At 29.8% G+C, this 18531-nt stretch carries 19 protein-coding genes; 10 read left to right on the forward strand and 9 right to left on the reverse strand.

Going from position 1 to position 18531, the window contains the following annotated elements; all coding sequences use genetic code 11:
- Positions 1-37: 37 nt before the first annotated feature.
- From WAO74_RS10405 to WAO74_RS10430, 6 genes are all read right to left on the reverse strand, one after another.
- On the reverse strand, positions 38-244 hold the full coding sequence (locus WAO74_RS10405) for a helix-turn-helix domain-containing protein (protein WP_422161881.1): 207 nt from the start codon (positions 242-244) through the stop codon (positions 38-40).
- A gap of 1 nt (position 245) precedes the next feature.
- Complete coding sequence (locus tag WAO74_RS10410) at positions 246-749, reverse strand: DUF2975 domain-containing protein (protein ID WP_422161883.1); 504 nt, start codon at positions 747-749, stop codon at positions 246-248.
- A 2-nt stretch (positions 750-751) separates the two neighbouring features.
- On the reverse strand, positions 752-1267 hold the full coding sequence (locus WAO74_RS10415; protein WP_422161885.1) for a DUF2975 domain-containing protein: 516 nt from the start codon (positions 1265-1267) through the stop codon (positions 752-754).
- 260 nt (positions 1268-1527) lie between these two features.
- Positions 1528-2136, reverse strand: coding sequence for a dethiobiotin synthase (gene bioD, locus WAO74_RS10420; RefSeq protein WP_422161888.1), 609 nt, complete (start codon positions 2134-2136; stop codon positions 1528-1530).
- A gap of 49 nt (positions 2137-2185) precedes the next feature.
- Positions 2186-2464, reverse strand: a complete 279-nt coding sequence (locus WAO74_RS10425) for a GIY-YIG nuclease family protein (protein ID WP_422161889.1) — start codon at positions 2462-2464, stop codon at positions 2186-2188.
- Positions 2461-3618 carry an aminotransferase class I/II-fold pyridoxal phosphate-dependent enzyme gene (locus WAO74_RS10430; protein WP_422162046.1) on the reverse strand — a complete coding sequence of 386 codons (1158 nt, stop codon included), beginning with the start codon at positions 3616-3618 and terminating at the stop codon, positions 2461-2463. The genes WAO74_RS10425 and WAO74_RS10430 overlap by 4 nt, the downstream gene beginning before the upstream one ends.
- Positions 3619-3681: 63 nt before the next feature.
- On the opposite strand from WAO74_RS10430, the gene bioA reads away from it, so the two are divergent.
- The 6 genes from bioA to WAO74_RS10460 all read left to right on the forward strand — a co-directional run bounded on the left by bioA (position 3682) and on the right by WAO74_RS10460 (position 10579).
- Positions 3682-4947 (forward strand): adenosylmethionine--8-amino-7-oxononanoate transaminase, encoded by a 1266-nt coding sequence (gene bioA / locus WAO74_RS10435; protein WP_422161890.1) that lies wholly within the window; start codon positions 3682-3684, stop codon positions 4945-4947.
- Positions 4948-5224: 277 nt separating this feature from the next.
- A complete protein-coding gene (locus tag WAO74_RS10440; protein ID WP_422161892.1) occupies positions 5225-6406 on the forward strand; it encodes a beta-ketoacyl synthase N-terminal-like domain-containing protein in 1182 nt (393 codons plus the stop codon).
- Between the two features lie 54 nt (positions 6407-6460).
- Positions 6461-7075, forward strand: coding sequence for a hypothetical protein (locus WAO74_RS10445; protein ID WP_422161893.1), 615 nt, complete (start codon positions 6461-6463; stop codon positions 7073-7075).
- Positions 7069-8484: a flotillin family protein gene (locus WAO74_RS10450; protein WP_422161894.1), complete on the forward strand. Its 1416-nt coding sequence runs from the start codon at positions 7069-7071 to the stop codon at positions 8482-8484. Before WAO74_RS10445 ends, WAO74_RS10450 begins: the two co-directional genes overlap by 7 nt.
- Before the next feature lie 79 nt (positions 8485-8563).
- Positions 8564-9661, forward strand: a complete 1098-nt coding sequence (gene bioB / locus WAO74_RS10455; RefSeq protein WP_422161895.1) for a biotin synthase BioB — start codon at positions 8564-8566, stop codon at positions 9659-9661.
- Positions 9662-9727: 66 nt separating this feature from the next.
- Positions 9728-10579 (forward strand): cupin-like domain-containing protein, encoded by an 852-nt coding sequence (locus tag WAO74_RS10460; RefSeq protein ID WP_422161897.1) that lies wholly within the window; start codon positions 9728-9730, stop codon positions 10577-10579.
- Positions 10580-10856: 277 nt separating this feature from the next.
- Here WAO74_RS10460 and rseP read toward each other — a convergent pair whose 3' ends face one another.
- Positions 10857-12203 (reverse strand): RIP metalloprotease RseP, encoded by a 1347-nt coding sequence (gene rseP / locus WAO74_RS10465; protein WP_422161899.1) that lies wholly within the window; start codon positions 12201-12203, stop codon positions 10857-10859.
- A gap of 169 nt (positions 12204-12372) precedes the next feature.
- Here rseP and WAO74_RS10470 point away from each other — a divergent pair, with 169 nt between their 5' ends.
- The 4 genes from WAO74_RS10470 to WAO74_RS10485 all read left to right on the forward strand — a co-directional run bounded on the left by WAO74_RS10470 (position 12373) and on the right by WAO74_RS10485 (position 16192).
- A complete protein-coding gene (locus tag WAO74_RS10470) occupies positions 12373-13053 on the forward strand; it encodes an SCO family protein (protein ID WP_422161901.1) in 681 nt (226 codons plus the stop codon).
- A 51-nt stretch (positions 13054-13104) separates the two neighbouring features.
- Entirely contained in the window at positions 13105-13332 is a 228-nt protein-coding gene (locus WAO74_RS10475; protein ID WP_422161903.1) for a FeoA family protein, read from the forward strand.
- Positions 13333-13335: 3 nt separating this feature from the next.
- Complete coding sequence (feoB, locus tag WAO74_RS10480) at positions 13336-15447, forward strand: ferrous iron transport protein B (RefSeq protein ID WP_422161905.1); 2112 nt, start codon at positions 13336-13338, stop codon at positions 15445-15447.
- A 202-nt stretch (positions 15448-15649) separates the two neighbouring features.
- Positions 15650-16192, forward strand: a complete 543-nt coding sequence (locus WAO74_RS10485; RefSeq protein ID WP_422161907.1) for a DUF2911 domain-containing protein — start codon at positions 15650-15652, stop codon at positions 16190-16192.
- Between the two features lie 88 nt (positions 16193-16280).
- On the opposite strand, the gene galE is transcribed toward WAO74_RS10485, so the two are convergent.
- Together galE and WAO74_RS10495 are read right to left on the reverse strand one after the other, a co-directional pair.
- Complete coding sequence (galE, locus tag WAO74_RS10490) at positions 16281-17294, reverse strand: UDP-glucose 4-epimerase GalE (protein WP_422161909.1); 1014 nt, start codon at positions 17292-17294, stop codon at positions 16281-16283.
- 22 nt (positions 17295-17316) lie between these two features.
- Positions 17317-18480, reverse strand: coding sequence for a DegT/DnrJ/EryC1/StrS family aminotransferase (locus tag WAO74_RS10495; protein WP_422161911.1), 1164 nt, complete (start codon positions 18478-18480; stop codon positions 17317-17319).
- Positions 18481-18531 lie beyond the last annotated feature (51 nt).

Consider the following 18531-nt stretch of genomic DNA (forward strand, 5'->3'; position numbering starts at 1 on the left):
AAGTAAAACTCCGAATTTTAATTCGGAGTTTTTAGTTTTAATCTTTTTGATATTCCAAAATATCAGCTGGCTGACAATCTAATGCTTCACAAATTAATTCTAAAGTAGAAAAACGGATAGCCTTTGCTTTACCAGATTTTAAGATGGATAAATTTGCTGTGGTAATGTTAATTATTTCTGCCAATTCTTTACTCTGCATTTTGCGTTTGGCAAGCATTACGTCTAAATTTACTATGATTGCCATATTATATTGTTAAATCGTTTTCTTGTTTTTGATGTTTCGAAATTTTAAATATTTCACTTAAAATTATAAAAAATAACCCCAAACATATAATCACTATATGTTGATTCAAGCCCAACTCTAATGATATTTTTTGCTCAAAATAAACTTTACCAACCATAGAAATAATGAGTGAAATAATCCCTGAAATTATTAGTAAATTCCCTATTATTTTAAATGATGTTATAACTGTTTCTTCAAATATTTTTATTCTTACGAAGTAGTTTAAGACTTTTCTAAAAAAATACAAAGCAGCAAGTATTAATAAATAATTTAATGTGGAAATAAGAAGTAATAGTTTTGATATTAGTGAATCATTACTAAAATTTACAGAATTTATTTTGATATTTAATTCACTTAAATCAACAAAGAAAATTGCAATAGAGAAGCCAACGATTAATAATACTAATGGCATAGAAAAAATCCAGAGTAAATCTACTATTGCTTTTAAAATATTAATTTTTTTCATAATTATATAGTTAAATCATTTTCTGTTTGAATTTCAATACCTCTTTTTACAATCTGTGTAAAAATGAAAATTACTCCAGCTAAAAAGATAAAATCGCTAGAAAATAAATCCATAGAAAAATAATTTTTTTTCGCAATAAATTTAACATGAGCATTATGAACTAAAGCAAGAATCCATAAATTAAAAATGCTATAACTTATACTTTGCATTAATTTTTGAACCTTCGAATTAAAAGGTTGTTCTAAGTTTAAAGTACTTAGCAATTTAGTTACTAAATAAGCAATGTAGGCTTCAGTTGCAAACAAAGCAACTTTATAGCTTACAATAAAAGTGTACTGTCTAAAACTGTAGTTGTAATATTCAGATAAATCTAAACCCAAATATAAATTTTTTGCAGCTTCAGGATTTCCAATACTAACCATATAGGATATTAATACAGCTCCAGTTTTTATACACAAACCAATAAAGGCAATCCAAGAAAGAATGTGCATAAATTTTAATATTTTTTCTGTTTTCATTAGATATGATTTTTACTATTTGACAATGCAAATATATAAAAATTATTGATAAACAATAATTAATTATTAAAATTTAATAATAATTTAAAGATTTAGTAAAAAAAATAGAAGTTTTAGTTTCTGATTTCTAAATGTTTTTGATTTAGTATAAAACTTAATTTAAAAACTGAAATTCTTACGTCCAGTAAAATAGCTCCATTACCTTATTGCTTTTTAAAGTAAAAAAAGTAAGCTTGCTTCAGGCTTTCATTGGTAATAAATTACAACTTATCTTTAAATTTAGCTGCATATTCTTTAATCACGTTTGCATCAAAATAAGGTTCTTCATCAACTCTACCAATCACATTTACATTCGTCATTTTTTTAATGATACTTTCTGAGCTTTTATGCTCATTACCAGAAAAAATAATAGAAATATTAAAACCTTTTTCTTTTAATAAATTAATGGTTAATAAAGTATGATTGATGCTCCCTAAATAATGACGTGAAACCACAATAACTTTGTAATCGGGCTGAATTAAATCTAAAATAGTATCTGTATCATTTAATGGAACTAACAAACCTCCTGCACCTTCTATTACTAAATGATTGTCGGTTTTTGGTACTGTAATTTGTTTTAAATCAATGGTAATTCCATCTATTTCAGCTGCTGCATGTGGACTCATAGGTGTTTTTAAAGCATACGCATTTTGATGAAAAACCGATTTTGTATTTGATATAAATCGTTCTACTTTATGTGTGTCAGAATTGTCTAAATCTCCTGCTTGTATAGGTTTCCAATAATCTGCTTCTAGAGCTTCAGTAACAATTGCAGCAACCACAGTTTTACCAACTTCTGTAGAAATTCCTGTGATGAAGTATTTTTTCATTTTAAAATTCTGTTTCGTCATGCTGAACTTGTTTCAGCATCACACTCGATTAATAATCTAATGTTTTTAAAGTTGGATTTACTTCTCTAATTAAATTCAGTTTCCATTCCTTATGCCAATTCTTTAGTTGTTTTTCTCTAGCAATTGCCTGATTGATATCAGTAAACTCTTCAAAATAAATTAAATCTTTTACATTATATTTTTTAGTAAAAATAGAAGCAGTTTCATCATAATGTTCATATAATCTTTTAGATAAGTCTGCTGTTACTCCAATGTAAAAAGTAGTTCTGTATTTATTTGTTAGTATGTATGTAAAACTCCTTTTCATCTTTTTGAATTATGCGACTCTGAAACAAGTTTAGAGTGATGCAATAAAGTCAGTACTTTACTAATTTCTTCTTTAGAATTATAACTATGCAAGCAAAAACGCAAACGTTCTTTGTTTTCTGGAACTGTAGGTGATAAAATAGCTTTTACCTCAAAACCATTTTCTTCTAATTTTTTAGAGATCAATTTCACGTTTTCATTACCAGAAATAACACAACAATGAATAGCAGAACAACTAGGTATAAAGTTTAATTGTAGTCTTTTTACTTCCTCTAAAAAATGATGAATATTTTCCGTTAATTTTTTTTGATGTTGATGATTACTTTGCAACTCATTATACGCAATTCTAATAGTTGCCAAAGAATGAGGAGATAAACCAGTTGTATAAATAAAACTTCTTGCGAAATTCACTAAGTATGTTTGTAAATCTTTGCTTCCTAAAATGGCTGCTCCATGACAACCAAATGCTTTTCCAAAGGTAATTATTCTTGCAAAAACAGCATGCTGTAAGTTGAGTTTTTGAACTAAACCTTCGCTAAAAACTCCAACTGCATGCGCTTCATCAACAATTAAAAAAGCGTTATTTTTTTTAATTATCTGTGACATCGTCACTAAATCAGGTGAATCTCCATCCATAGAAAAAACAGATTCTGTAACCACATAAACTTCAGAATCGTCATTGCGAACAAAGTGAAGCAATCTACTTTCTAAATCCACCAAATCATTATGCAAAAACTTAAAAGATTTAGCATTGCTTAATTGAATGCCATCTCTTATTGAAGCGTGAATAAATTCGTCATATAAAATAACATCACTTCTTTGTGGAACAGCAGAGAAAAACCCAATATTGGCATCATAGCCAGAATTAAAAATAGTAGCAGATTCAGTTTGATGAAAATCACTCAAAAAACGCTCAACAACATTATAAAGTTGATGATTCCCAGATAATAATCTACTGCCTGTTGCACCATTTTGTTTGCTGTTTTTATCAACTAAAAATTGATGCGTTTTGTCAAAAATACCTTCAGATTTTGCAAAGCTTAAATAATCGTTTGAAGAAAAATCAACCAAATCAGAAGGCATTTTTAAAGAGCGTAAAGAATTACTTTCATCACGCAATTTTAATTTATTTGTTAACTTCTTTGGTAAATTCATCACTACAAAAATAGGTATTTTTATATACCTTTACAGAGAAGTTTATAGCAATATTTTTTTGGAATGACATTACAAGAAAGAGATAAAAAACACCTTTGGCACCCTTTAAAACAGCATCAAACGCACCCTGAAAGTTTGGCCATTGTAAAAGCAAAAGGTTGCATTTTAACAGACGAAAATGGTAACGAATATATAGATGCCATTTCGTCTTGGTACACGTGTATGTTTGGTCATTGTAATGAATATATAACCAGTCGTGTTTACAATCAAATGCAACAATTAGATCAGGTCATGTTCAGTGATTTTACGCATGAACCTGCTATAAAATTATCAGAAAATTTAATTAAAATTCTACCAAAAAACCAGAATCGAATTTTTTTTAACGACAATGGTTCAACTGCTGTAGAAGCTGGAATTAAAATGGCATTGCAATATTATTTTAATATTGATGAAAAGCGTGACACTTTTATAGCCTTAGAAAATGGATTTCATGGAGATACTTTTGGAGCCATGTCAGTTTCAGGCTTGTCTGTTTACAATGGTCCTTTTGAAGATTTTTTAATGGATGTAAAAAGAATTCCAACTCCAAATGGAAAAAATCATCAAGAAATTTTAGCAGAATTAGATAAAATTGTTTCACAAAATAAGGTTGCTGGTTTTATTTACGAACCTATTATTCAAGGTGCAGCAGGAATGAAAATTCATGATGCGAATGGTTTAAATGAAATTTTAAAATTTTTCAAAGAACAAAATATCTTAACAATTGCAGATGAAGTAATGACAGGTTTTGGCAAAACAGGTCCTAATTTTGCATCCGATTTTATCGAAACAAAACCCGATATTATTTGTTTGAGCAAGGCTTTAACAGGTGGTTTAGTTCCTTTGGCAATTACATCTTGTACAGAAAAAATTTACGAAGCTTTTTTAAGTAACGAAATGGCAAAAGGCTTTTTTCATTGTCATACCTATTCTGCAAATCCAATTGCGTGTGCAGCTGCAAATGCTGCAATTGAACTTTTGCAAACTAATGAAATTCAGCAAAATATTGCAGCAATTTCAGCTTCTCACAAAGTATTTCAAGAAAGAATTCGCAAACATCCAAAAGTAAAAACGGCACGTTCTCAAGGTGTTATTTTTGCTTTAGATTTAGACACAAAAATGGCACGTTATGGAAGTTTACGAGATAAATTATTGACTTTTTTTATGGAAAGAGGCGTTTTTTTGCGTCCTTTAGGAAACACCATTTACATTCAAGTTCCTTATGTAATCACAAAAAAAGAATTGCAAAAAGTATATAAAACCATTGAAGAAAGTTTGGAGATTGTTTAGGGCGTTCCTTTTTTTTATTTAAAAAGTTTCGAAAAAAAAACTTTTTAAATAAAAAAACGTCAGGCTTTCAGCAGTCGCTATTATTGTTTAGAAAAAAAACAAAAATGAGCTCCAACAATGCTTCAATCCTTAACGCATTTAGCATTTTTAAAAGCTATGTTTTCTATTCAACTATGTGGTTAACATTTTTAGAAACACTATTTTTGTAGTAAATTTAAACTCATTCAGACCTCACAGATTTTTAAAATCTTTCAGGTCTTGTGCATGAAAACAATTAATGATTCAATCAATTTCAATAACATCCATAGCCTCAATTTCTGCATTAGGAAGTAATCCAAAAGAAATTTGGGAAAATTATTTGCTAAACCAACATTTTTTGTCAGAAAAGGAAGCAAATGGGAAACAAGTTTTTGTTGGTCAACTTTCAGAAGAAAATCAACAAAAAATAGAAAATTTAAAAAAATCAGATTCAAAATATAAAAATTTAGATGACTCTGTTTTATTTGCCATTTATGTGTCTAGAGAAGCCAAAAAAAATGCAAATTGGAATAAAGAAAAAAATTTCGGAGTCAATTTTGGGTCTTCAAGAGGTGCAACAGCTTTGTTTGAAAAATATCATCAAGAATTTTTAGAAACACAAAAATCATCAACTTTAAGTTCGCCAACTACAACTTTAGGCAACATTTCTTCTTGGGTTGCTCACGATTTACAAACATCTGGACCAGAAATATCGCATTCAATAACTTGTTCTACAGCTTTACATTCTTTATTAAATGGAATTGCTTGGATTAACTCAGGAATGTCAGAAAAATTTTTAGTGGGTGGCAGTGAAGCTGCTTTAACAGACTTTACAATTGCACAAATGCAAGCATTAAAAGTTTATTCTAATTATGATTCCAAATGTCATTCTGAGCTTGTCGAAGAATCTTACCCTTGTAAATCTTTCGATTTAAAAAAGAAACAAAACACCATGGTTTTAGGTGAAGGTGCTGCTGCCATTTGTTTAGAAAAAGGAATTGTAGAAAATTCAATTGCGATAGTGTCAGGAATTGGTTTTGCTACAGAAGTTTTAGAACACAATACATCAATTTCTACAGATGCAACTTGTTTTCAAAAATCGATGAAAATGGCTTTAGGTACTATTTCGCCCAATGAAATTGATGTAATTGTAATGCATGCTCCAGGAACAATTCTGGGAGATCAATCAGAATTTAATGCGATTTCTAAAATATTTTGTAACAAAGTACCTTTTTTAACTACTAATAAATGGAAACTCGGTCATACTTTTGGAGCATCAGGATTGTTAAGTTTAGAATTGGCAGTTTTAATATTACAACATCAAAAAGTAGTGGAGGTTCCTTTTGCAGAAAAGCAAATTCATCCAAAGAAAATTAAGAATATTTTAATTAATGCTGTTGGGTTTGGAGGAAATGCAGTTTCTGTTTTATTGACCAAATAAATCACTTTATAAAGTCAAAAATATTTATATTTATATACTTTTAAAAATTATGCTATGATAGAATGGTTTAACGATTTGAGTCCTTTTTTAAGAATATATTGGATAGTTGCAATTATATCTACGTTCCTATTTTTAATTGTTTTAATAAGTACAATAGTTGGCGCAGATGCAGATGATGTAGGAGATGTAGATGCAGAAATAGATGCAGATTCTGGAGCTGGCTTTCAGTTTTTTACATTAAAAAATTTAATCGCTTTTTTTACCATTTTTGGTTGGAGTGGAATTGCAAGTATAGATGCAGGAAATTCAACCTCAACAACCATTATTATTTCACTTTTTTGTGGTTTACTAATGATGTTTATAATGGCTGCACTTTTTTATTATGTAAGTAAATTAACATCAAGTGGAACTTTAAAAATAGAAAACGCATTATTATCTGTAGGCGAAGTCTATTTATCAGTGGGTGCAAATAGATCTAGAATGGGAAAGGTTCAAATTAAAGTTCAAGGTAGTTTAAGAGAATTGGAGGCAATTACAGATCATCATTACGATTTAAAACAAGGAAATATCATTATTGTTACTGGGGTTACAAATAATGGAGTGCTAATAATAGAACCTCAAAATAGAAATACTATCGAAAATCAACAAAAAACAAAATTACTATGCTAAACACATTTATTTTACAAAGTTCACCATTTGCTGGATTAATAGGAATTGGAGTTGCCATTCTATTTATATTCATATTATTGGTTGCAATGACAAAACGTTACAAAAGATGTCCTTCAGACAGAATTTTAGTAGTCTATGGAAAAGTTAGTGGAGGACAATCTGCGAAATGTATTCATGGTGGAGCTGCTTTTATTTTTCCTGTAATTCAAGATTATCAATTTTTAGATTTAACACCAATCTCTATAGAAGTAAATTTGGTGAATGCTCTTTCTAAACAAAATATTAGGGTAAATGTTCCAAGTAGATTTACAATTGGAGTTTCTACAGAACCTGGAATTATGCAAAATGCAGCCGAGCGTTTGCTAGGCTTAGCGCAAGGAGATATACAAGAATTGGCGCAAGAAATTATTTTTGGTCAATTGCGTTTGGTGGTTGCATCTATGGATATTGAAGAAATTAACTCTGATAGAGATAAATTTTTAACCAATATTTCTCAGTCTGTAGAATCGGAATTAAAGAAAGTAGGTTTAAAGTTAATCAACGTAAATATTACAGATATTGTTGATGAATCTGGCTACATACAAGCTTTAGGTAAAGAAGCAGCTGCCCATGCAATAAATGCTGCAAGAAAATCGGTTGCAGAAAAAAACAGAGATGGTTCTATTGGAGAAGCAAACGCTGTGCAAGATGAAAGAACGCAGGTTGCTGCAGCAAATGCAAAAGCTGTAGAAGGAGAAAATACTGCAAAAATTGCAGTAGCAAATTCTGATTCTTTAAGAAGACAAAGAGAAGCAGAAGCAGAACGCACAGCAATTGCAGCAGAAAAAGTACAAACTGCAAATGCTTTAAAAGAATCGTATGCAGCAGAACAAGAGGCAGAAACAGCAAGAGCAGAAAGAGAACGTTCTTCTCAATTAGCAGATATTATTGTTCCTGCAGAAATTGATAAAAGAAAAGTTGAAATTGATGCAGAAGCAAGAGCTGAAAATATTAGAAGAATTGCTAAAGGTGAAGCTGATGCAATTTTATTTAAAGCGCAAGCAGAAGCACAAGGTTTATATGAAGTTTTAACAAAACAAGCAGCAGGTTTGGATCAAATAGTAAAAGCAGCTGGTAACAATTCTAAAGATGCTGTGCTACTTTTAATTGCAGATAAATTACCAGAATTGGTAAAAACACAAGCAGAAGCTATTAAAAACATAAAGATTGATAAAATTACTGTTTGGGAAAATGGAGGAGGACAAGATGGAAAATCATCAACTTCGAACTTTATTTCTGGAATGTATAAATCTGTACCACCATTACAAGAAATGTTTAATATGGCAGGTATGCAATTGCCAGATTATTTAAAAGGAAAAGAAATTCCTGTAGATTTAGTTGATGAGAAAAAAGAAGATTCTAATTCTTAAACCAAATAAACAAGTTTAAAAATCCGCTTTTAAAGCGGATTTTTTATATTTTTGATTTTATCAAAATGAACCAATATTTATGAGTGAAGTAAGACATAACTGGACGAAAGAAGAAATATTAGAAATTTACAACAGACCATTAATGGAGCTGTTGTATGATGCAGCAACAATCCACAGAAAACAACACGATCCTAATGTTGTACAAGTATCAACTTTATTATCCATAAAAACAGGAGGTTGTTCAGAAGATTGTGGCTATTGTCCGCAAGCTGCAAGATATCATACCAATGTAGAAGGGAATGATCTAATGACCGTAAATCAAGTAAAAGCACAAGCTTTAAGAGCCAAAGAAAGTGGAAGCTCTCGAGTATGTATGGGTGCTGCTTGGAGAAATGTAAAAGATGGCCCAGAGTTCGATCAAGTTTTAGACATGGTTAGAAGTATTAATAAATTAGATATGGAAGTTTGTTGCACACTTGGAATGGTTACAGAAAATCAAGCTCAAAGATTGGCAGAAGCTGGTTTGTATGCATATAATCATAATTTAGATTCATCAGAAGAATATTACAAAGAAGTAATTTCTACACGAGGTTACCAAGATAGATTAGATACTATTAGCAATGTTCGTAAAACGAATGTTACTGTTTGTTCTGGTGGAATAATTGGAATGGGTGAATCTGCAGAAGATAGAGCAGGGATGCTAGTTGCTTTGTCAACTTTAAATCCACAGCCAGAATCTACTCCAATTAATGCTTTGGTTGCTGTTGAAGGAACTCCTTTAGAAAATGAAAAACCAGTTGAAATTTGGGATATGATTCGAATGGTTGCAACTACTAGAATTGTATTACCCGAAACACAAGTTCGTTTATCTGCTGGAAGAACACAAATGAGTAGAGAAGGCCAAGCCATGTGTTTCTTTGCTGGAGCAAATTCAATTTTTGCAGGAGATAAATTACTAACAACTCCAAATCCTGATGTAAATGAAGACATGAAAATGTTTCAATTATTAGGATTAAATCCGCAGAAACCATTTACCAAAAAAGTACAGCCTCAAACCGTTGAAGCAGAAGATTCTCAGTTTAAAAGTTTAGGAGAAAAACCAAAATGGACAAGACCCAACCATAAAATTGAAAGAAATGAAGTTGCAAAACAAAAAGGGAAAGTAATAAAGGTTTAACAATATTTTTTTTAAATTTCATTTTTCATAACATTTTCTTAACTTTGTTTTCTAATTTTTTGTAGCATGAGTTTAAACTTATCTCAAATCGAGAGGGTAAAAACAATTACCAAAGCAGATTTTATTAAAAATTATTTTAAACCTCAGAAACCTGTGGTTATAGAGCAATTTATAGAAGATTGGCCAGCATATCAAAAATGGAATCTAGAATATATGAAAAAAGTGGCAGGAGACAAAGTTGTGCCACTTTATGATGATAGACCTGTAGACTACAAAGATGGTTTTAACGAACCTCATGCAAAAATGAAAATGTCTGATTATGTTGATTTGTTGAAGAAAGAACCAACTAAATTCAGAATTTTTTTATGGAATGTTTTAAAAGAAGTTCCTGTTTTGCAAAAAGATTTTAAATACCCAGATTTTGGTTTGCGATTAATGAAAGGATTACCAATGTTGTTTTTTGGTGGCACCAATTCTTACACTTTTATGCATTATGATATAGATTTGGCAAATATATTTCACTTTCATTTCGAGGGTAAAAAAGAAATTATTTTGTTCGATCAAAAGCAAAACAAACATTTATATAAAATTCCTTATTCTTTAATTACTAGAGAAGATATCGATTTTTCGAATCCAGATTTACAAAAATGGCCAGCTTTAAAAAATGCAAAAGGCTATATTACAAATTTAGAACATGGTAATGTATTATATATGCCAGAAGGATATTGGCATTATATGAAATATATAACTCCAGGTTTTTCTATGAGTTTAAGAGCAATTGCCAGAAACCCAAAAAATCTTGGAAAAGCGATTTACAATGTTTTTGTAATGCGCTCTATTGATAATTTAATGAGAAGAATCAAGGGTCAAAAATGGATAGACTGGAAAAATAGGCAAGCATTATTGCAAAATTCATAATAATCAACCTAAATTAGGTTAAGTGTTTGGTTTTGAGTAAATTCGCCATAACTAATCAAACCTCAACTATTTATGAAAGCTTGCCCAAAATGCAAATCTGATTCCAGACACAGAATGAAAAGAAAGGGAATTATTAGGGTTATACCAGGAACAAAATCATATGGTTGCGATAAATGTAATACCCATTACACTTGGTTTTCATTCTTAAACCTATCTTTAAGAGTATAAAAAAACCTCGCTTTTGCGAGGTTTTTTTATGTAAACTATTTTCTTATAATTATTTGAATAGCCTAAAAATATCATTTCCGTTTGCAAATAGTAGCAATATAATCAGTAAAACAAAACCAACTACTTGTGCATATTCTAAAAATTTATCACCTGGTTTTTTACCAGTTATCATTTCCCAAAGTGTAAAAACCACATGTCCACCATCTAAGGCTGGTATTGGTAAAAGGTTCATAAAACCTAACATGATAGATAAAAATGCAGTGATATTCCAAAAAGATTCTGCACTCCATTCATCAGGAAAAATACTTCCAATAGATATAAAACCACCCAAACCTTTATAAGCTCCTGTACTAGGATTAAAAATCTTTTTTAACTGTTTCACATAGTCTGTTAATGTTTTCCAAGATTTATTCCATCCAGCAGGAATTGCTTCTGTGAAAGAATATTGATAATCAGCTAATTGGTAGTACCCTAATTTTTCTAAATCAGAAAAAGGAATGGTCGTAAAAACAACTCCTAATTTTCCTTCATTATTAATATTTAGAGAAATTTCTTTTGTTTCTTTACCTCTTAAAACAGTTGCTTTTACTTTCGTGTTTTTATAATTTGATAAAATTTGTTCAGCCTCATCATAATATTTTAAGGGAGTTCCATCTATGCTAGTAATAATATCTTTTGCTTTTAAATCTGAGTTTTTGTTTTGAGAATCATCAGAAATTTTACCAACTGTAAATGGATAACGTGGAAATAAAATTGGTCCAGCATCTTTACCTCTATCCATTAATTGAGAAATGAAATCTGTTGGAATATTTTTATCAATAACCTCTCCATTTCGTTCAATTTGAAATTTATTTCCATTGATAAATTCCAAAGTTAAACCCGAAAATTTCTTTATTTTCTCATCATCAACAGTTAAAATTTTATCTCCAGTTTGTAATCCCAAATTCATTGCTAAAGAGTCTTGTACCCAAACACCATTATTTAAATTTTCGTTTGGTAAATATTCTTCTCCATAAGACCACATTAACATAATGTATATAAAAATTCCTAAAATAAAATTTACAAATACACCACCTAACATTATTATGAGACGTTGCCAAGCAGGTTTAGAACGAAACTCCCAAGGTTGTGCAGGTTGTTTCATTTGTTCTGTGTCCATACTTTCGTCTATCATTCCAGAGATTTTAACATAACCTCCTAAGGGAATCCAGCCAATTCCGTAAACTGTTTCACCAATTTTCTTCTTAAAAATAGAGAATTTATAATCAAAAAATAAATAGAATTTTTCTACTCTGGTTTTAAATAATTTTGCAGGGATAAAATGCCCCAATTCGTGCAAAACAATTAATAAAGATAAACTTAAAATAAATTGCGATGCTTTAATTAATATTTCCATTCAGCGTTAAATCAGATTTAAAAAACGCACAAATGTACGTTTTTATGGAGAGTATAAAAAGAACTATTACTAGTTGATTTTTATTTTAACAAAGATTTTAGATGTATTTTAGTATCACTAACTTTTCAAACACTTTTTTAAGCCGTAATTTTGCATAAAACATTTTTTAATGGATTTAAAATTTTTCAAGAAAAGTAAAAGCACACTTATTTTTTTAGTTGTTTTTTCGGCAGTTTCTATTCCTGTTTTTTATCATTTGGTAAAGGTTGATAAGAAATTGAAAATCTACAATCCAAAAGATGTAAATCCTCAATTGGTTGATGCTGATTTAAGGCATATTTCTAAAAATCATAAAGTAGCAGATTTTGAACTTATCAATCAAAATGGAGAAATTATCACCAATAAAAATTACGAGAATAAAATTTATATTGCTGATTTCTTTTTTTCACGTTGTACAAATATTTGTATAATGATGGCTTATAATATGAGCGAATTACAAGAATATTATAAAAATGATGATGACATTATGTTTCTCTCTCATTCTGTAACTCCAGTAATAGACAGTGTTTCTGTTTTAAGAGAATATGCGAATAATAAAGGAGTTGTTGATGGAAAATGGAATGTAACAACAGGTTCTAAAAAGCATATTTATGAGTTGGCTAGAAAAAGTTATTTTGCAGTTTTAGACGAAGGTGATGGAGGTGAACAAGACTTTATACATACAGAGCAATTTATCTTGGTAGATAAAGAAAGACGTCTTCGAGGTTTTTACGATGGTACAGAAAAAAAAGACATGGAAAAATTGAAAATTGATGTGGCTTTATTGAAGAGAGAATATAACAAAAAATAACTTGTTTAGAATCATTCTAAATTCATATCTTTGCTTTCCAAATTAAAATATTTGAACACAATTGCATCCTTACTTATTGGAGAAATAGGCTATATTTCTGAAGAGTCTTTAGATATTATTCCTTTAAAATTATTAGAAATGGGCTGTTTGCCTGGTGCAGAAGTGGAATTAATTCAAGTTGCACCTCTAAAAGATCCATTATACATCTGTGTTAATGGAAGCCATTTGGCAATTAGAAAAGAAACTGCAGAACAAATTTTAATTCTAAAAAGCGAATAAATAATGTCTAAAAACGATATAAAAGTTGCTTTAATTGGAAATCCAAATACGGGTAAAACATCACTTTTTAATCAGCTTACTGGTTTAAATCAAAAAGTGGGAAATTATCCAGGAGTTACTGTAGATAAGAAATTAGGAGTTAGTAAATTATCTTCTACACAAAATGCAATTATTACAGATTTACCAGGAACTTACAGTATAAATCCTACTTCTTTAGATGAAAGTATTGTTTTAAAAACACTGCTTAAAAAAGACATTAAAGAATCTCCAGATGTAATTTTGGTGGTTGCAGATGTTGAGAATTTAAAGAGAAATTTACTACTTTTTTCGCAAATTAAAGATTTAGAAATCCCTACAGTTTTGGCAATTAACATGGTTGATCAAATGAGTAGAAAAGGAATTACCATTGATTTATCGTTGCTTAAAAAAGAGCTAAATACAGAAGTTGTTTTAATAAGCGCAAGAAAAAACGAAGGCATTAAAGAAATTAAAGAAGCCATTATTCGTTGTCATGTAGCTGCAAAAGCATCACCTTTATGTGGCATCAATCATAAAATAGACCCAGATTATTTCGAGAATTTGAAGGCTATTAGTCCGAATTATTCCTTGTACGAATTGTGGTTAATGGTTACTCAAAACAACTATCCAGAAACTATTACCAAAGTAGAAAAAGAAAAGCTGCTGGCTTTTAAAAAAGACGTTTCTAAATTAAAGAAATACCAACACAAAGAAACCATATATCGTTATCAAGAAATTAATAAAATTTTAAAAAATACCTATATAGTAGATAAAACAAAAGCCAAAGATTTACGAGGTAGATTAGATAAAATTTTTACCCATAAAATTTTCGGATACGTATTTTTTGTATTGATTCTATTAGTAATTTTTCAATCTATTTTTGATTGGGCAACTTTACCAATGGATTTAATTGATGGTACTTTTGCACAATTATCTGACTTTGCAAAAAGCAATTTACCTAATGGTGTTTTAACAGATTTATTATCAGAAGGTATTATTCCAGGAATTGGAGGCGTTATTATATTTATACCTCAAATTGCCATATTATTTCTATTCATAGCTATTTTAGAAGAAACTGGATATATGAGTCGTGTTGTTTTTTTAATGGACAAAATTATGCGACGTTTTGGAATGAATGGCAAAAGTGTAATACCATTAATTTCTGGAACAGCATGTGCAATTCCAGCAATTATGGCAACCAGAACCATTTCTAGTTGGAAAGAAAGATTGATTACCATTTTAGTAACGCCATTTACAACCTGCTCTGCACGTTTGCCTGTTTATGCTATTTTAATTGCATTGATAATTCCTGATAAAAAAATCTTCGGACTTTTAAATTTACAAGGATTGGTATTATTATTGCTCTATGCATTAGGTTTTGCATCAGCTATTATAGCTGCTTATATTTTGCATAAAACTTTAAAGATAAAATCGAAATCTTTTTTTGTGGTAGAGATGCCAAATTATAAATTACCATCCATAAAAAATGTCGCTTTTGATGTGATTGAAAAAACAAAAGCATTCGTTCTTGGAGCTGGAAAAATAATTTTAGCATTGTCTATTGTTTTGTGGTTTTTAGCTTCAAATGGAGGTTCTAATTTTAAAAATGTAGAAAAAAATACAATAGAAAATGTTGATAATCAAAATTTGAATACTAATGAATTGCAACAAAAAATAGCTTCTGCGAAATTAGAAAATTCATATATTGGTATTTTAGGAAAGAGCATAGAACCCGTTATTAAACCTTTAGGTTACGATTGGAAAATAGGCATTGCTTTAATAACATCTTTTGCAGCTCGTGAAGTTTTTATTGGAACTTTGGCTACCATTTATAGTGTGGAATCTGGAAACGAAAACACAGCAACCATCAAACAAAAAATGGCATCAGAAATAAACCCAGATACAGGTAAAAATCTGTTCAATTTTCCTGTAGGTATGTCTTTAATGGTTTTTTATGCTTTTGCGATGCAATGTATGGCAACTTTAGCAATTGTAAAAAGAGAAACAAAAACTTGGAAATGGCCTTTAATTCAGTTGTTTGCAATGGGATTATTGGCTTATGTAGCATCATTTTTAACCTATCAAATTTTAAGTTAATGCAAGTAATTATAGTATATATTCTTTTAGCAATCGCCGTTATTTTTCTAAGTAAGAAATTTATTTTTCCATCAAAAAAGGATAAAAATTGCCATACAGATTGTGGTTGCCATTAATCTTAACAGAATATTAGTAATAATATTTTTTCTGATTCTCTAACTTTGATATCACAAAAAACGAATAAAAATCAAATACTCATAATATGAAAAAAGCTATTTTATCAATTGCAATTTTTTTAATTTCTTTAATTTCTTCAACAGAAATTTCAGCTCAAAAATTTGTTAAAGTTGATGCAAGCCCTATGGATGCAGCATCTTATCCAGAAAACTGGAGAGAACCAAATAAGTTAGTAAAAATTATATATAGTCGTCCACAGTTAAAAGGAAGAACTTTAGAAAAACTAGCGCCAAAAGAAACTGTTTGGAGAACTGGAGCGAACGAAGTTCCAGAAATTACATTTTACAAAGATGTTACATTTGGTGATAAAGCTGTAAAAGCAGGAACTTATTCTTTATTAACAATTCCATCTGATAACAGCTGGACTATTATTTTAAGTAACCAGAAAAATGTTTGGGGCGCTTATTTTTATGATAAAGCTCAGGATGTTGTTAGAGTTACTGGAAAAGTTTCTAAATCTGCAAACGTAATTGAAAATTTTTCGGTTGTTTTTGATGGTGAAGGAGAAAATGCAATGATGCATTTAGGATGGGCAAACACCATTGTTTCAGTTCCTGTAAAAGGTTAATTTATTTAAATATACCAATTAAAAAACCTCAAAAGTAATTTTACTTTTGAGGTTTTTTTATGGTTTAAAAATTAAATATTCAAACTACTTATTTAGCTTGTTTTAGTTGCCATTGCCAAGCAGAACGCAAAGCTTCTTCTAAATCAATTTCTGTTTTCCAGTTTAATTCTTTATTTGCATGTGTAGTGTCAGCATAGCAAGTCATTACATCACCTTCTCTTCTTCCAACAATTTTATAATTTAATTTTAAATTGTTTACTTTTTCAAAAGCTTTTATCACTTCTAAAACAGACGTTCCTTTTCCAGTTCCAATATTAAAAAACTCAAAAGAATGTTTATTATTTTTATTGATGAGTCTTTTTAAAGCAGCAATATGTGCCTTTGCTAAATCTACTACATGTATATAATCACGAATTGCAGTTCCATCTTCAGTTGGATAATCATCTCCAAAAACGGATAATTCTTTTCTAATTCCTGCAGCAGTTTGTGTAACAAAAGGAATTAAATTAGCAGGAACTCCTAATGGTAATTCTCCAATTTTTGCTGTTGGATGAGCCCCAATAGGATTAAAATAACGCAAGGCTATTGCATTAATTCCATAAGCATTACTTGTATCTTTTATAATTTCTTCTCCAATTTTTTTAGTATTTCCATACACAGATTCTGCCTTTTTTACAGGTGCATTTTCTGTAATTGGTGATGAATCTGGTTCTCCATAAACAGTTGCAGAAGAAGAAAATATAAAATTATCTAATTTACGATCTCTAACTTCTTGTAAAATATAAATTAGTGAGCTTAAATTATTTTCGTAATAATCTAAAGGCTTTGCAATACTTTCACCAACTGCTTTAAAAGCAGCAAAATGAATAATTCCATCAATTTTATGGGCATCAAAAACGCCTTTGATTTCGCTTTTATTTCTTACATCAGCTTTATGAAAAGTTGGTTTTATACCTGTAATTTCTGCAATACTGTCTAATACAGAAAGTGTTGTGTTCGATAAATCATCAATAATAACTACTTCAAAACCTTCGTTTTGAAGTTCTACTACTGTATGCGATCCTATAAAACCAAGACCTCCTGTTACTAAAATTTTTTTCATTTTTGGTTGTTGTTAAGGGTTTTTATTTTAAGAAATTTATAATTGTTTGAGTGATAAACGTCAATTGATCATCATCTAATTCTGTATGCATAGGCAAAGAAATAACGGTTTTTACCAATTCATTGGTTACCGGAAAATCATTTTCATTATATCTTGAGTCTTGATATGCTTTTTGAGCATGTAAAGCAACAGGATAATAAATTGCATTCGGAATTTCTTTTTCTAACAAATGCTTGTGCAATGCATCTCTTTTTCCATTTGTGATTTGTAAAGTATACTGATGATAAACATGGCAATCGCAAACATCACAAATTTGTCCACAATTTTTTGTTTTATTAGATTTTGAAGTTGGAGTGATAATATTTGGGTTATTTGAAAATGCTTGGTTATAAAAACGAGCTGCATTTCTACGAGTGTTACAATAGGTGTCTAAATGTGGTAACTTTGCTTTTAAAACTCCAGCCTGAATAGAATCTAATCTAGAGTTTACACCCACAACATCATGATAATAACGTTCGTACATTCCATGATTTACGATGCCTCTTAATGTATGAGCCAATTCATCATCATTGGTAAAAATAGCTCCTCCATCTCCATAACAACCTAAGTTTTTCGATGGGAAAAAAGAGGTTGTACCCACATTTCCAATGGTTCCAGCTTTTTTCTGAGAACCATCTTTAAAGGTGTAATTTGCTCCAATTGCTTGTGCATTATCTTCTATTACAAATAAGTTATGTTTTTTTGCAATTTCCATAACAGCATCCATATTGGCTACTTGTCCAAATAAATGAACAGGAACAATCGCTTTTGTTTTTGGAGTGATTGCTTTTTTTAGTGCATCAATATTGATATTAAAAGTGTCTTTTTCAACATCAACTAAAACAGGTGTTAATTTTAAAAGTGCAATTACTTCTACAGTAGCTGCGAATGTAAAATCGGCTGTAATTACTTCATCTCCTTGTTCTAAACCCAAGCCCATCATTGCAATTTGCAAAGCATCAGTTCCGTTTGCACAAGGAATGACGTGTTTTACATTTAAATAATCTTCTAAATCTTTTTCAAATTGATGTACCAAAGGTCCATTTATATAGCTTGAAGAATTCAATACCTCTTGTATAGAATTATCTACAGTTTCTTTAATTTGTTGATATTGATTTTGCAAATCAACCATTTGAATTTTTTTCATAAATGATGAAATTGTTAGAACTTCAAAAATACAACATAAATATTTTATCTT

The organism is Polaribacter sp., assembly GCF_049276715.1.
GTDB lineage: Bacteria > Bacteroidota > Bacteroidia > Flavobacteriales > Flavobacteriaceae > Polaribacter.

What these genes read in the sequence shown, in the direction of transcription:
- galE (WP_422161909.1), bottom strand. Translation starts at nt 17,294, where the DNA reads ATGAAAAAAATTTTAGTAACAGGAGGTCTTGGTTTTATAGGATCGCAT.
- rseP (WP_422161899.1), bottom strand. Translation starts at nt 12,203, where the DNA reads ATGGAAATATTAATTAAAGCATCGCAATTTATTTTAAGTTTATCTTTA.
- bioB (WP_422161895.1), top strand. Translation starts at nt 8,564, where the DNA reads ATGAGTGAAGTAAGACATAACTGGACGAAAGAAGAAATATTAGAAATT.
- WAO74_RS10430 (WP_422162046.1), bottom strand. Translation starts at nt 3,618, where the DNA reads ATGAATTTACCAAAGAAGTTAACAAATAAATTAAAATTGCGTGATGAA.
- WAO74_RS10425 (WP_422161889.1), bottom strand. Translation starts at nt 2,464, where the DNA reads ATGAAAAGGAGTTTTACATACATACTAACAAATAAATACAGAACTACT.
- feoB (WP_422161905.1), top strand. Translation starts at nt 13,336, where the DNA reads ATGTCTAAAAACGATATAAAAGTTGCTTTAATTGGAAATCCAAATACG.
- WAO74_RS10440 (WP_422161892.1), top strand. Translation starts at nt 5,225, where the DNA reads ATGATTCAATCAATTTCAATAACATCCATAGCCTCAATTTCTGCATTA.
- WAO74_RS10410 (WP_422161883.1), bottom strand. Translation starts at nt 749, where the DNA reads ATGAAAAAAATTAATATTTTAAAAGCAATAGTAGATTTACTCTGGATT.
- WAO74_RS10495 (WP_422161911.1), bottom strand. Translation starts at nt 18,480, where the DNA reads ATGAAAAAAATTCAAATGGTTGATTTGCAAAATCAATATCAACAAATT.
- WAO74_RS10470 (WP_422161901.1), top strand. Translation starts at nt 12,373, where the DNA reads ATGGATTTAAAATTTTTCAAGAAAAGTAAAAGCACACTTATTTTTTTA.
- WAO74_RS10460 (WP_422161897.1), top strand. Translation starts at nt 9,728, where the DNA reads ATGAGTTTAAACTTATCTCAAATCGAGAGGGTAAAAACAATTACCAAA.
- bioD (WP_422161888.1), bottom strand. Translation starts at nt 2,136, where the DNA reads ATGAAAAAATACTTCATCACAGGAATTTCTACAGAAGTTGGTAAAACT.
- WAO74_RS10415 (WP_422161885.1), bottom strand. Translation starts at nt 1,267, where the DNA reads ATGAAAACAGAAAAAATATTAAAATTTATGCACATTCTTTCTTGGATT.
- WAO74_RS10450 (WP_422161894.1), top strand. Translation starts at nt 7,069, where the DNA reads ATGCTAAACACATTTATTTTACAAAGTTCACCATTTGCTGGATTAATA.
- WAO74_RS10445 (WP_422161893.1), top strand. Translation starts at nt 6,461, where the DNA reads ATGATAGAATGGTTTAACGATTTGAGTCCTTTTTTAAGAATATATTGG.
- WAO74_RS10405 (WP_422161881.1), bottom strand. Translation starts at nt 244, where the DNA reads ATGGCAATCATAGTAAATTTAGACGTAATGCTTGCCAAACGCAAAATG.
- bioA (WP_422161890.1), top strand. Translation starts at nt 3,682, where the DNA reads ATGACATTACAAGAAAGAGATAAAAAACACCTTTGGCACCCTTTAAAA.
- WAO74_RS10485 (WP_422161907.1), top strand. Translation starts at nt 15,650, where the DNA reads ATGAAAAAAGCTATTTTATCAATTGCAATTTTTTTAATTTCTTTAATT.